Source organism: Microcoleus sp. K5-D4 (assembly GCF_036704575.1).
Classification (GTDB): Bacteria; Cyanobacteriota; Cyanobacteriia; order Cyanobacteriales; family Microcoleaceae; genus Microcoleus.
The window spans coordinates 1-14,349 of record NZ_JAUBSD010000027.1 but is presented as its reverse complement, the minus strand read 5'-3'; the positions used below and the strand labels follow the sequence as shown (position 1 = coordinate 14,349).

The 14,349-nt window shown below is 45.7% G+C and carries 11 protein-coding genes; 4 read left to right on the top strand and 7 right to left on the bottom strand.

The genetic code is table 11. From position 1 onward, the window contains the following. Nucleotides 1–62 precede the first annotated feature (62 nt). On the top strand, nt 63–698 hold the full coding sequence (locus QUA77_RS11165) for a class I SAM-dependent methyltransferase (protein WP_333041460.1): 636 nt from the start codon (nt 63–65) through the stop codon (nt 696–698). Between the two features lie 380 nt (nt 699–1,078). On the opposite strand, the gene QUA77_RS11160 is transcribed toward QUA77_RS11165, so the two are convergent. From QUA77_RS11160 to kdpA, 7 genes are all read right to left on the bottom strand, one after another. Next, a complete protein-coding gene (locus tag QUA77_RS11160; RefSeq protein ID WP_333450171.1) occupies nt 1,079–1,552 on the bottom strand; it encodes a hypothetical protein in 474 nt (157 codons plus the stop codon). 238 nt (nt 1,553–1,790) lie between these two features. Then, nucleotides 1,791–3,161 (bottom strand): sodium:proton antiporter, encoded by a 1,371-nt coding sequence (locus QUA77_RS11155; protein WP_333450170.1) that lies wholly within the window; start codon nt 3,159–3,161, stop codon nt 1,791–1,793. A gap of 68 nt (nt 3,162–3,229) precedes the next feature. Further along, nucleotides 3,230–4,369, bottom strand: coding sequence for a universal stress protein (locus QUA77_RS11150; RefSeq protein WP_333450169.1), 1,140 nt, complete (start codon nt 4,367–4,369; stop codon nt 3,230–3,232). A 74-nt stretch (nt 4,370–4,443) separates the two neighbouring features. Next, nucleotides 4,444–5,073, bottom strand: a complete 630-nt coding sequence (kdpC, locus tag QUA77_RS11145) for a K(+)-transporting ATPase subunit C (protein ID WP_333450168.1) — start codon at nt 5,071–5,073, stop codon at nt 4,444–4,446. Nucleotides 5,074–5,114: 41 nt separating this feature from the next. Next, nucleotides 5,115–5,384, bottom strand: a complete 270-nt coding sequence (gene kdpF, locus QUA77_RS11140; protein ID WP_333450167.1) for a K(+)-transporting ATPase subunit F — start codon at nt 5,382–5,384, stop codon at nt 5,115–5,117. A 157-nt stretch (nt 5,385–5,541) separates the two neighbouring features. Further along, nucleotides 5,542–7,635 (bottom strand): potassium-transporting ATPase subunit KdpB, encoded by a 2,094-nt coding sequence (kdpB, locus tag QUA77_RS11135; protein WP_333450166.1) that lies wholly within the window; start codon nt 7,633–7,635, stop codon nt 5,542–5,544. Between the two features lie 79 nt (nt 7,636–7,714). Next, nucleotides 7,715–9,475, bottom strand: coding sequence for a potassium-transporting ATPase subunit KdpA (gene kdpA / locus QUA77_RS11130; RefSeq protein WP_333450165.1), 1,761 nt, complete (start codon nt 9,473–9,475; stop codon nt 7,715–7,717). 666 nt (nt 9,476–10,141) lie between these two features. Between kdpA and QUA77_RS11125 the strand changes: the two genes are divergently transcribed. The 3 genes from QUA77_RS11125 to QUA77_RS11115 form a co-directional block, all read left to right on the top strand. Next, a complete protein-coding gene (locus QUA77_RS11125; RefSeq protein ID WP_333450164.1) occupies nt 10,142–11,242 on the top strand; it encodes a HAMP domain-containing sensor histidine kinase in 1,101 nt (366 codons plus the stop codon). Further along, nucleotides 11,239–11,931, top strand: a complete 693-nt coding sequence (locus tag QUA77_RS11120) for a response regulator transcription factor (RefSeq protein ID WP_333450163.1) — start codon at nt 11,239–11,241, stop codon at nt 11,929–11,931. Before QUA77_RS11125 ends, QUA77_RS11120 begins: the two co-directional genes overlap by 4 nt. Before the next feature lie 142 nt (nt 11,932–12,073). Further along, the coding region (locus QUA77_RS11115) for a choice-of-anchor Y domain-containing protein (protein ID WP_333450162.1) at nt 12,074–14,349 on the top strand (2,276 nt) is incomplete at its 3' end.

The window sequence follows — 14,349 nt, the reverse complement described above, 5'->3', positions numbered from 1 at the left end:
CTAGCGATAATGGTTGGATTTTCACTCGCCAAAATGGCGAGGTTTATGAGAGTTAAAAATTTATGAGTCAAGTCAATCTTTGGAGTTCGGCGGAACACGCTTTATGGTATCTGGCTAAGGCTGATGGTATTCCTCACCGCACTGAAGGTGAAGCGGTTTTGCTGGAGGAAGTGCCGAAAAATGTTAAGCGAATTCTGGATGTGGGCACGGGAGACGGGCGGTTGCTGGGTCTGCTTAAGTGCGATCGACCAAATGTTGAATGTGTGGCGATCGACTTTTCGCCAACAATGCTGGAAAAAGCCAGAATTCGCTTTGCTGATGACCCGAATGTCACGGTAATCGAACACAATTTTGATGAACCGCTACCGGATTTGGGCAAATTTGATGCGGTTGTTTCTAGTTTTGCCATTCATCACGTAGCAGACGATCGCAAACGTTCGCTTTACACTGAAATTTTCGAGCTTTTGGAACCGGGAGGCATTTTTGGCAATTTGGAGCACGTAGCCTCCGCAACTCCGGCTTTACACGAGAAATTTCGAGAGGCGCTGGGTATTAGCGATTCGCCAGACGATCCGTCTAATAAATTGCTTGATGTCGAAACGCAATTGCGCTGGTTTAGAGAAATTGGTTTTACCGATGCAGACTGTTATTGGAAGTGGCGCGAACTCGCTTTATTAGTTGGGGTCAAACCTTTTTAGCTGCGGGTAAGGACTGCATTCTCGTGTCCTTTTAAAATTGGAAATATTCACAATTAGTAAGGTGCGTCAGATTTTTAAACCCTCAATAATCGTTCTATAAATTCACCTGACGCACCCTACAACTTGATTTTAGTATGCCAGTTGCCTAAGTCCTGAATATAAAAGGTTGCTATCGTAGTAGAAGTTGAACGCGAACAGTTCGGGTTATTTGAAAATAACCAACAAAGTATTGAGGAGAGAACAGGCAAACTCTTAACCCAAACGATACAGAAAGCAACCTTTTTTTTCAGTAGCAAGCAAATTGAACCTCCAATTTACACTTGTAGTTAGTTGGGATGGAAGATATTGTCCGGTCGCTCGCACATTGGGATCTTAGCCAGTTATAGGGCTGTTTTAAGAGTTATTAACCAAACGATCGAATTAACAACAAACAAAAAGGTATAAAAAATATAGATTGATGGAGCGCAGATAGCTCTCCATAAAGAAGGCATTTTAATTGTTTTTAATGAGCCGAGCGGGTGAACAAGACCTTCCGGAATTGAGCGAGTATTAAAACTTTCATCTAAGGCGCTTTCATTATTCAAGAATTGGGTAATTGCATGGCCTCTTTGTATGTAATAAAATTGCACCTTCCAGTAGGTAGCTTCTAAAAACCAGAAACCAAAAATTATAACGTATCCTAGAGGAACCAACGCATCTATTTTGCTTGTAAAAACCCAACCAATCAACGCTACCCAAATGGTAATTGCCACAGTTTTTAATTGCATCAGAATCGTTGTGAAGTTAGCTATTTTTTTTTCTAGTTCCTCTGCTCCTTTTTGCAGCATTGCTAGCTGAAACTCAAATCTATCCATGTTTGATTGAGCGAACGTTTATATGAGAGTTATCCAAAAAATTATAATCTTCTTTTCTTTCGGAGTCGTTAGAGAACTTCGCCGGACGCACCCTACAAGTCAATTTTAGATTATATAGTAAGGTGCGTCAGCTCCCGAAATTCGCGATCGCCGTTAGAGAACTTTGCCTGACGCACCCTACAAGTCCTGTGGTGTGACGGTTGCGTCCTGGACTATTAAAGTCATGCACCTTACTGAATTAAATTAAATCTGGTACCTCAGGTTTGATTCGGCGCTCGTACCAGTTCATTAGCGGGGTGGAAGTAATGCCGTGCAAAACCACAGAAAGTACGATGGTTGTAAAGGTAATCCAGGCAATCTTTTCGGCGGTTTCGCCTTTTAAACCTTTACCCAAAGCATAGGTAAGATAATAGATAGAACCGACACCACGAATGCCGAACCAACCGTAAAGCCAGCGGTTAGCGGGATGCAAAGGACTGCCGATCGTACTAATCCAAGCTCCCACAGGCCGGATTAAAAAAATTAACAATCCAGCTACTAAGAGGGAGTAACCTCCATAGGCCAACATAGGTTCTAGGCGTAAAAGTGAACCTAATAGTAAAATAGTTGCTACTTCCATTAACTTTTCTATGCGCTCGGTAAAGTGCAGTTGGGAAAGCGGCTTTTCTGGGTTTCTGTAACTCCCCTGCACCACAATTCCTGCTACAAAAACTGCGAGAAATCCGTACCCGTTGACTACTTCTGTGAGGGAATATGTGAGCAGAATGGTGCTGAGAGCAATGAAATCTTCCATTAATTGATCGGCCGGTCGATAGTGTTGGAGTTGGCGATCGATCCAGGTGACGGCTTTAGCTACTAAAATTCCCATAACGATACCTGCGCCGATCGCCCAAATCAAGTCAACTGCTACCCACTGTGAAAACCACTTCGACCAGTTGTTATCTTTTAGCGAATAAATGCCGAAATAAACAAAGGGAAAAGCTAAAGCATCGTTCAAACCGCCTTCCGATGTTAAACCAAAGCGCAATTCATCGCGATCGTCTAGATGAGCTAACTGAACTTCTGAGGCTAAAACTGGATCGGTGGGAGCCAGAATTGCTCCCAGTAAAATCGCCGGGCCCCAATCTAATTTCACAAACCAATGAGCGATAGCAGCTACTGCAAAAATAGAAATCGGCATTAAAAAACCGATCAGCCGCACTGTGGAATTCCAAGCCCAAAATTGCAGCGGGCGATTCATTTTTAAGCCACAACTGAACAGAGAAACAATAACTACAAATTCTGTAAGTCTTTCTAAAAATTCAGCTTCGGGACGCAAGTCAATCAGCTTGATGCCGTAGGGCCCTAATCCGATACCGACAATGAGATAAATTAAGGCATAAGATACAGGCAATCGCGAAATCCAGCCGGAACCCAAGGTAACGGTAAGCAGGAGGATGCCAATAACTAGCAACTTGAGAATGTAATCATCCACCATAGCGATCGCACTTTTTATCAGGTTCAACAAGGGCGATTTTGACACGTAAAAGCTTCTGGCGCATCCGTCGTCCGCTAGATTGAGTTCTCCTCCGAAAGTTGCAGTTTTTATGCAAAATGACCAACCATTCACAACTACTGACTGCTGACTGCTGGCTACTGACTAATGACTAATGACTACTGACTACTGACTACTGACTACTAACTTTTTTCGGTAGCGATGATGTGCAAATCTACGTGTTTGAGCGATCGCACTAACTGTTGAGTCAAAGAACCCCGCAGCAGCAATTTCCAGCGGGATTGCTGGCTTTCGCCGATCACAATTTGAGTAATGCGATACTGTTTAGCTACCTCGGAAATCGCTTTGGCTATATTATTGCCGTTTACCCGCAAAAATTGCCCCTTAAATTCTTGACAGAGTTTCTCACAAGTTTCAACGTGCAAGCTTTCTGCTTTTGTTAAAAATCGGTCTGGATCGTTGACAAACACAGCATAAAATGGGGCATTCATATAGCTAGCAATCCTCGCCCCCCGCCGCAGCAGTTGCAAAGAATTCGGATAAGTCGAGATGCACACTAAAACTCGTTCGTGAATGTTGCAAGATTGACCTTTTAAAGTTGCTGCATCGTCTTCCACATTGTCTGCGACTTCTCGCAGGGCGAGTTCTCGCAAAGCGATTAAATGGCGGCGCTGGAAAAAGTTTTCTAAAGATTGTTCAATTTTTTCGGGAGCATAAATTTTGCCTTCTAGCAACCTTTCTTCTAAAGTTTCCGGCGTGACATCGACAACGACTATTTCCTCAGCATCTTCGAGGACGCGATCGGGCACTCGCTCTCGCACTACAACTCCGGTAATGCGAGCTACTAAATCGTTGAGACTTTCTATGTGTTGAATGTTGAGAGTGGAGAAAACATCAATCCCAGCCTTGAGAATTTCTTCGACATCTTGATATCGTTTTTCTCGCAGAGAACCGGGAATGTTTGTATGAGCTAGTTCGTCTATCAAGGCTAATTGGGGGCGGCGTACTATGACAGCTTCAGTATCCATTTCGGTGAGAATTTTTTCGCCGCGCAGCATTTGTTTTTTAGACACTATTTCTAGTCCCTCGCCTTTAGCTGCTGTCTCTTTTCGCCCGTGAGTTTCTAACAGTCCAATTACCACATCAATGCCTTCAGATTTCAGCCTGTGCCCTTCTTCTAGCATTCGGAAAGTTTTGCCGACACCGGGGGCCATGCCGATAAATATTTTGTGCTTTCCCCGGCGGAGGGTGCGATCGTAAGTGCGGTTCGGTTGGGCGTAAACCGCGTCTGGATTGTTTGTAAGTTCGCTAGAGTGAATCATAGCTGAGTAGTGGGTAGTTAGTCAATTTCGAGTCATCAGTCAGTTTATGACCGATGACTGCCGACTATTGTAAACTATTGTAAACCGTCGAGAGCCAAATTCAGTTTGAGGACGTTAACTCCCGGTTCGCCGAAAATGCCGAGAAATCTGCCATCTGTATTTTTGGCTACCAACATTTCTACTTGATTGAGATTGAGGGATCGCACCGTTGCTATCCGCTGAATTTGCGCCCTAGCTGCCTCTACGCTAATGTGCGGATCGAGGCCAGAACCAGAGGTGTAGACTAAATCAGCAGTCGGTTGGATACCAGCTTTTTTGAGGCTATCTAATTCAAATTGCACCCCCTGAAAACCCTCTTTCTCATTACCTCGTTTCAGCAAATCCGAGTTACTGGGGGCCAGGTTGCTAGCTCCCGAAATGCCTGTTTTTTGAGTTAAATTTTCTGCGTTTGTGGGAGCGTAATTTTCTGTCGCAAAGGTGCTGTAATTTGTCGTGCTGGGGCGGCTCCAAAAATATCTTTCTGAGGAGAAAGGTTGGCCAATTAATGACGATCCCACTATAACTCCTTGCTTGGTAATTAAGCTGCCGTTTGCCTGGGAGTTGAAGGCAATTTGACCGATTACTAACAAGATTAAAGGGTAAATAATGGCTGTGATTCCCCATAAAACCAGGGTAACGCGAATGGCTCTAATTATTTCTCTCATAAATTACATGGCTCGGTTATTTGCTAAGGGTTAATTATTGACTAAAATCTTTCCGGCTGAAAGATGACTACAAACAGGTAAATAGAAAGGGCGATAATCACCAAACCCAGGAGACTTAAACCCCAGACAGCTTTTCGGGTCAAATCTTCACCCGCAGCCGCGTAAACAGCGGGGGCAATTATAGTATTGAAACACATTACCAGAAATAGCTGCACCGGGATTGGGTGGCGCTGCCAAAGCATTTGCCATAACTCAATAATTTCTTGGAAATCTCTGGGAAAAATATCATTCAGCAAATCATTCCGTTTCATAAATTCTCCTTATTTTGGAAATAAATCTCTGTCTTTCTATTGGAGGATTTTTTGTGGAAAATCGAGGTAGAGCCTCTGGAACTGCGTTCCCCGGCAGAGCCGGGGAACGAGATTAATCCCTGTATCCGTGTCAAAATCCGTATCGTGCTTTCCCGATCTATGCTAGCCCAACGGCGGTAATCAAAACATCAATAACTTTGATGGCGATAAACGGCGCGACTGCTCCGCCCAATCCGTAGATTAAAATATTCCGCTGCAAAAGTTGATTGGCGCTCAAAGGTCTAAACTTTACGCCAGTTAATGCTAGTGGAATCAAAGCGGGAATAATCAAAGCATTGTAAATTAATGCCGACAAAACTGCCGATTGACCGCTGGCTAAACCCATGATGTTTAAAGCGCCAACAGGGGCAAATATTGCCGGAATAATTGCAAAATATTTGGCAATATCGTTCGCTAGCGAAAACGTAGTCAGCGCGCCGCGAGTAATCAGCAATTGTTTGCCAATTGTCACTAAGTCAATTAGTTTGGTGGGGTCGGAATCTAAGTCCACCATGTTCGCTGCTTCCTTGGCTGCTTGGGTTCCAGAATTCATCGCGAGTCCTACGTTTGCCTGGGCTAGTGCGGGTGCGTCGTTGGTTCCGTCTCCAGTCATTGCTACTAATTTGCCTTCGGCTTGTTGTTTGCGAATTACATCGATTTTGTCCTCGGGAGTTGCTTCGGCAATGAAGTCGTCAACGCCTGCTTCATCGGCAATTACTGATGCTGTAATTCGGTTATCTCCGGTGAGCATAATGGTACGAATTCCCATTTTTCGCAGTTGGTCAAATCGATCGCGAATTCCCGGTTTGATGACATCTTTTAAATAGATAATGCCGTAGGTGTCGCTGCCTTGACAAACAGCTAAGGGTGTGCCTCCCAAGCGGGAAACTCGCTCGTAAGCTTCATCGAGATCCGGCCCGAAATTGCCGCCGCGCGATCGCACAAAACCCTTCACCGCGTCCACCGCACCCTTGCGAACCTCCGTCCCATCGGGCAAATCCGTGCCAGACATCCGCGTTTTTGCGGAAAAATCAAGCCCCGTGGCGTTGGTGCGATCGAAATCCACCTGTGCGCCCAAATTCTGAGCCAAACGGACGATCGACTTTCCCTCTGGAGTATCGTCAAACAGGCTAGCAGCAAGGGCTACACTCGCAACCTCCTCCAGCGAGTGACCGTTTACCGGAATGAACTCCTCGGCTAAACGGTTCCCCAGGGTGATCGTCCCCGTTTTGTCCAAAATCAGCGTATTCACGTCGCCGCAAGCCTCCACAGCGCGTCCAGAGGTCGCTATCACGTTAAACTGAGCGACGCGATCCATTCCCGCAATGCCGATCGCGCTCAGCAAACCGCCGATCGTCGTCGGGATCAGCGCCACCAGCAGCGAAATCAGCGTCACCACGCCCACAGGAGTTTTCACGTAATTGCCGATCGGCCCAATCGTCGAAACCACAATCAAAAACACCAGCGTCAGCACCGCCAGCAAGACCGTCAGCGCGATCTCGTTGGGCGTTTTCGACCTTTCGGCCCCCTCCACCAGCGCGATCATCCTGTCCAAAAACCCTTTACCCGGGTCGGCCATTACCCGCAGCGTCAGTTCATCAGAGAGGATGCGCGTACCGCCGGTGACGGAACTGGCGATGTCCGAACCCGGTTCCTTGAGCACCGGCGCGGATTCGCCAGTGATCGCAGATTCATCCACCGACGCGACGCCTGCAATTACTTCGCCGTCGGAAGGAATGACATCGCCTGCGATCACTTTAATTTGGTCGCCGCGTCTCAGGGATGTCGAACTAACTTCTTGAATTGAACCGTCTGGTAGGAGTTTGCGGGCTGTTGTGTCGGCTTTGGTCGATCGCAGCGCATCTGCTTGCGCCTTGCCACGCCCTTCTGCTACCGCTTCAGCAAAATTAGCAAATACTAAAGTGAAGAACAAAATAAACGTGACTAAACCGTTGAAAACTCTCTGATTTTCGCCGGCAACCGGGCCAAACAACGTGGGGTCGATCGTTAATAATGCAGTAACAATTGTGCCGACCCACACCACAAACATCACCGGATTTTTTAGCATCACCCGCGGGTTTAGCTTCACAAAAGCTTCTTTAAAAGCTCTTTGATAAAGGCCTTTTGTATTTGCTTTCGGCGTGTGCTTGCGAGACTCGCGAGAGCCTCTAGCAGGTTTTTTTGGGGAATCAGGAGTATTGGAAGAAGCCATATCGATTGGGAATTTTTAATGAACCACAGAGAACACAGAGAACACAGAGAAAGAGAAGAGTTAGGTTGATAACTTTTTGCTACCGAGGTGGAGGAGTTGGTGTTGCTAAAGGTGTTGTGGGTGTAGTTATCGATGCAGGTTCAAACTTGCCGCTGCTAATTTCATATCCTTCGGCAATTGGCCCTAAAGCTAGGACTGGGAAAAATGTCAGCGCGCCCAGAATTATGATTACTCCTGCGGTTACACTGGTGAACAAAACTGAATCGGTTCTGAGAGTGCCCGTTGTTTCGGGAACCAGTTGTTTGTTCGTCATGCTGTCAGCTAAAAGCAGCAGGGCAATAATGGGAACGTAGCGCCCCAACAGCAAGCTAAAACAGGTGCTTAAATTCCACCAAAGTCCTGTCGGTGCGGGTTGAGAGTCAGCCAATCCTTCTAAGCCAGAACCGTTGTTAGACGCCGCCGAAGCGTATTCGTACATCACCTGGGAAATGCCGTGAAATCCCGGGTTGCTGATGCCGCTCAAACTGTCGGTAAAGGCGAGGGTAATTGCACCGGGGATTAAAACTGCGATCGGGTGAATTAACAAAACAACGCTGGCTAAAACAATTTCCCGTTTTTCAATTTTCCGTCCCAAAAATTCCGGCGTTCTCCCCACCATTAAGCCGGTGAGAAATACGCTCAAAATTGAGTAAATAAACAAGTAAGCCGTTCCCGTTCCTTGTCCGCCCCAAACGATTTGCAGAAACAAATTAAACAGAGTAGCAAAACCACCGGGAGGCATTAAAGAATCGTGCATCCCGTTGACAGCGCCGCACATTGTCCCAGTCGTAGTAACAGCCCACAGTGCAGTCTCGGCCCAGCCAAATCTAACTTCTTTGCCTTCTAAATTTGGTTGTTGCGCGCCCAGTAAATTATTAATTTGAGGGTTGCCGCCGTACTCGCCAAACGCTGCAATGCCAATCAAGACAACGTAGATGACAAACACCATCCAAAAAATCAGCCATCCCTGCTTTTTGTTGTTGGCAAATCTGCCGTATGTGTGAATCATAGCTGCTGGTATAGAAACCATTGCTAGCGTTTCCAACAGGTTGGTAAAAGGGTTGGGATTTTCAAAAGGGTGAGCCGAGTTAATGGCAAAAAATCCGCCGCCATTTTCTCCGAGTTGTTTAATACTTTCCAAGTGAGCTACTGGGCCGCGAGCAATTACTTGGGTGCCGCCTTCTAAGGTACGGGCAACTGCCGGCCCTGCGAGGGTCTCCGGCACTCCTGAAATTAGCAACAGTAAGGCAATTATTAAAGAAAGAGGTAGCAGAATCCTGGTGATTGATTGAATTAAATCGATGTAAAAGTTGCCCAGCGGGCGACCAGTCAATCCCCGAATAAAGGCAATCCCTACCGCTAAACCGGTAGCGGCTGAGGTAAACATTAAAAAACCCAGAGTTAACTGGGATAAGTAACTGAAGGTTGTCTCCCCGGAGTAATGCTGTTGGTCGGTATTTGTGAGGAATGAAATAGTTGTGTGCAGCGCAGTATCCCAGGTTGGGGTACTTAGGCTAGTGGGATTTAAAGGCAGCACTCCCTGAAGTATGAAAATAAAAAAAACAAATATGCCCATTGCTGCATTGCTGTAGAGTAAAGAGCGGGCATATTGCCAACCAGTCATGGAATCTACAGACCGGATGTTGCTGGCTTTATAGATGAGTTGTTCTAGGGGTTTAATAGCGGGATCGAGAATGGTTTTTTCTCCCATGTACACCCGCGCCATGTAGTTGCCAAAGACAGGCGCGATTGCTATTAAAATGATTAGGGTTAATGCGATTTGAAGTAATCCTTGCTGCATAACTGAGCCAATTTTTTATCGTTGGGTAAAGGGGTTTTGCCGATCGCCAAATGGGTTAGGTGGGAGGTTCCAAAAACCGGGCGAGCTTTTTTTGCAGCTCACTTTCAGTTTGGGGCGAGCGCCCAATTCAATGCTGCTAAGATGCAATCTCCCCAGCCAGAGGGATTAACGCCATCATCGGGTTTTTGCTGGCGAGAATTCCTTGTTTTTATTTTGCTACTCCCATGCTTTGACAGCGATCGAGCAATTGTATAGCATTTAAGAGTGCGCCACCATAACTATTGTTAATTTGGATGAAACTGAACTCGCTTTGATTAGACAAAGTTCATCTGTCACTTCTGTAAGCCCAAAAAGGCTATCTACTTTTACTGATTACTATACTCACTGTTAGAAAATTGGATAATCAGCTTTCAGGTATAAATTGCTGTTTGCACATTAAGCTTATTTGCTCTATATTTATCAGAATATATAAATATTTAAATCGGGTTAACTGTCTATACTTCGAGATATATATGTTCGCTAAAGGCGAGGCTTTTGCGCGAGAATAGGTGAAAAAAAATCCCAAAAAATAACTATGCTAAGGTAGTAGGTAACAAGGAGTAGGTAAAAGGGAGTAGATAGAAGGAAAAAACTGTGAATATCAAATATAAAATGGATTGATTGAGGATGTTTAAAAGTTTATCGGCTATCCCAAAAAACCTGGCTATTCAAGAGAAGTATTTGCGGGGGAGGTGGTCGATCGCAATTTTATTTGCGATTGTTGCAATGCTGGAATTTACTACGCCGTCGGAGTATCTGTTTGGGTATTTCTACACGGGGCCAATTTTACTGGCAAATTCGCGCTTGAGTCGGTTGGGTAAGTTGCAAATTACGCTGCTATCGGCAGCTTTGACGCTGTTAAATTTGTTTGTTCCTCATGGAGAAGCGATCGCCCTAGCCACTGTCGCAAATAGATTGATCGCAGTCATGGCTTTAGGGGTGACGGGATATTTGAGCGATCGCAACCACCAGTACCAAGAAGCGATCGCGATCGCTAAAGCTGAGTTGCAGTCGCAGCAGCAGCTAGCAAGCATCCGAGAAGATTTTGTCTCTACTTTGAGTCACGACTTAAAAACGCCGATGCTGGGGGCGATCGAAACAATTAAAGCTTTTCAGTCAGCAAAATTTGGGAATGTCACCGCCAGTCAGCAAAAAGTTCTCGAAACAATGGCGCGATCGCACAAAATGTCACTACAATTAGTAGAAACGCTGCTAGATGTTTACCGCAACGATGCCGAAGGTTTAAAACTGCAACTTGCGCCCGTAAATTTAGTAGCTTTGGCCGAAGAAGTAATCGCAACTCTCACCCATTTATCTGCGGCGCGCCGGGTTTACATTAGTATGAGTTACGGAGACTCAGATTTCCGTCGCTCTTTGTGGGTAAATGGCGATGCGGTGCAACTCCAGCGCGTTTTTGTGAATTTGTTAACAAACGGCATCAACCATTCTCCTCGCGGTGGCAAAGTAGAAATAATCATGGAATCTTATTCGAGTTATCAGGTGGTGAAAGTTATCGATAGCGGGTTGGGAATTACCGCCGATGAACTGCCCCACTTGTTTGAGCGTTTTTATCAAGGACACAGCCATCGCCAAGCCAAAGGATCGGGATTGGGGTTATACTTATCTCGCCAAATTATTGACGCCCACGGCGGTATAATTTGGGCAGAAAATAAATTGCCTCTAGGCGCTTTGTTTGGATTCCGACTCCCTGCTATCCCAGAGAAATGAAACCAGTTTATCCCTTGCGAATTCTCTTAGTTGAAGACGACGAACTGTTTCGGTTGGGACTGCAAACCAGGTTGCAGCAAGAAAGTTGCTTACAAGTAATTGCAGAGGCCGAAGATGGCGAAACGGCAGTAGAATTGACTCAGGAACACTTGCCCGATGTGGTGGTTCTCGATGTCGGTTTGCCTGGAATTGGGGGCATTGAAGCGTGCCGCCAAATTAAACAGCGGCATTCAGCAATTCCAGTTTTGATTTTAACATCTCATTCGCAAAAATCTTTAATTGAAAGATTGATGGCAGCGGGTGCTCAGGGATATTGCCTTAAGGGAATTGCGGCGGAAACTTTGGTTTTGGCAATTCGATCGGTGGCGGCGGGTGCTTCGTGGTGGGATCAGGTCGCGACTGCGGAAATTCGGGCGGTTTTTACTAATCCCGAACCTGTGAAAAAAGGGTTGAAATCGGAACTTTTAGAGAATCCGCTGACGAAGCGAGAACAGGAAATATTAGCTTTAGTTGCGGGGGGAAAAAGCAATCAGGAAATTGCTCAAATATTGTACATTGCTCCGGGTACAGTGCGAGTTCACGTGCACGCCATTTTGCAAAAGTTAGAAGTGCGCGATCGCACTCAAGCTGCTGTACTCGCAATTCAGAAAGGATTGGTAGCAGAAGAACTGTTAGACTGTCAATTTTAAGTCGGGTAGTTTATAAAGATTGCCAAACCTCGCTCGCTAAAAACTATAAGTTTTATCAATTTTGTAATTTGCTGAAAAAGATTACTTGACACAAAAACAATGAAAGAGTAGAATTTTTTTATACATAACTTTTTCTTCAATCATGTCGTCATTAGATGTATTTTTCTCCGAGTACATAGAAGGCAGTGGCAATAATAAAGCTTTAGAAATATACAACGGTACTACAGCACCAATTAATTTATTCGCAGAAAATTATGTTGTACAAACATATTTTAATGGCAACAGTGTTCCCACACAAACCTTTTCTTTAACGGGAACGGTAGCTGTGGGCGATGTTTATGTTTTCGCACTGAATAATGGCGACCCTGTAACTAATAGCACTCTTGCAGCTATGCTTGCCCAAGCTGATCAAACTGATACAAATCAATTTGGGTGGTACAACGGCAACGATGCAATTGTACTGCGAAAAGGGGGAACTGGAGGTCAAGTTGTAGACTCGATCGGTCAAATTGGATTCGATCCCGGTACACAGTGGGGAAATGGACTTATCAGTACGGCAGACAACACCCTGCGACGCACTCGAAATGTCACCGATGGCGATCCAAATCCTAATGATACCTTCGATCTGATCCTGCAATGGCAAGGATTTCCCCAAGATACAGTAGGCGATTTAGGTAGTCACTACGCTGCACCAATTTTAAACAATTCCGGTTTCCCAACACTGACAGCTATTAATGAAGATATTCCGGCAGCAAGCAACACGGGTACGCCCATTTCTACCTTAATCAGTGGTTTAGTTACTGATATTAATAGTGACCCTCAAGGTATTGCTATCACTGGCGCAGATAACAGTAATGGCGCTTGGCAATACTCGCTCAACGGTGGCAATTCTTGGACGCCTTTTGGTGCTGTTTCTGATACTAACGCCACGCTACTGGGTTCGACATCTCTGTACGCAGGTCAATTGGGAACTCCACCGGCGAGCCAACCTTGGATGGCTTTAGGAAATGTTAATCAGGCTAATCCTTTGGGTGGTGTTTTTGCTACTGAAACTTTAAATGGTGGTTCGACTACGCTCAACAGCATTGCCAATCGAAGTATTTATGCAGGTTACAGCACTCACACCGCTGTCCCTGTCTTTAGCGGTCTTCCTCCAACTTTAACAAGTGTTACTTTTACCCCCAAAGCTGCGGCGGTGCCAGTTCTCGATCGCACTTTAGGTTACGGCGTTCGTTTTGATGTCAAAATTAACAGCGAGAGTCACACTTTTGCAGACAGCGACAAAAACAGCGACAATCTTTCAGACCGCGCCGGTTTCAGCCTTGTAGCTATTAGTTCTGACGGTCAAAAAGGTGTAGAAATTGGTTTTTGGGACAACGAGATTTGGGTACAAAAAGATGGGATTTCTGACTCGGGGCCGCTTTTTACTCATGATATTGCCAATACTTCTCCCGATCGCTGGTTTGGCAATACAACCCAACTAGCCAGTTATGAACTCACAGTTTTAGGCGACAACTTCACGCTGTTTCGCAACGGCACTGCAATTCTCAACAACCGTCCCCTGCGAAACTATACTAGCTTCACGGGCGCCATAAATCCCTATAAAACTCCCAATTTTCTGTTTTTTGGGGACGACACTACCTCTGCATCTGCCAGTTTTGAATTAAAAAACGTAGCAGTCAAAAGCGCAGAACCGAGGATTCGTTTCGTACCGAATCAAGATTACTTTGGACCGTCGCCCAGCCTAACTTTCCGGGCTTGGGATACAAGTGATAACATTGCTAGTGGCACAACGGCGGTAAACGTATCGGTAAACGGCAGCACATCGCCGTTTAGCAGCGAAAGCGAGACGGCTACAATTACCGTCAATCCAGTCAACGACGTACCCTCGTTTATTAAAGGGGTCGATCCCATCGCCAGCCACAACGCAGGGCTGCAAACCCTTGCTGGATGGGCCACAGGCATTTCCCCAGGCCCCGCCAACGAATCGGCTCAAACTGTTAGTTTTCAAGTGGTGGGAAATGACAATGCTGCTTTGTTTAGTGTACCACCGGCGATCGACTCTTCTGGACAACTGACTTTTACGCCTGCGGGGGGTGCAACTGGCGCTGCCAATATCACTCTAAACCTTAGAGACAGTGGCGGTATAGCTAACGGCGGCGTCGATACTTCGGCAGACCAGACATTTGTGATTAACATAACCAATAATCCACCGCTGGCACAAATTGACTATTACCAAACTCTGCACGGTCAAGTCCTGAATGTGCCTGTTGCTGATGGAGTTTTAGACAACGATAGCGACTTGGACGATGATGTATTGACGGCAACTAAAGTTACAAACCCCAACAATGGCACTCTCGGATTGAATCAGGATGGTTCGTTTACTTATACTCCCAATCCGGGATTTTTTGGGCCCGA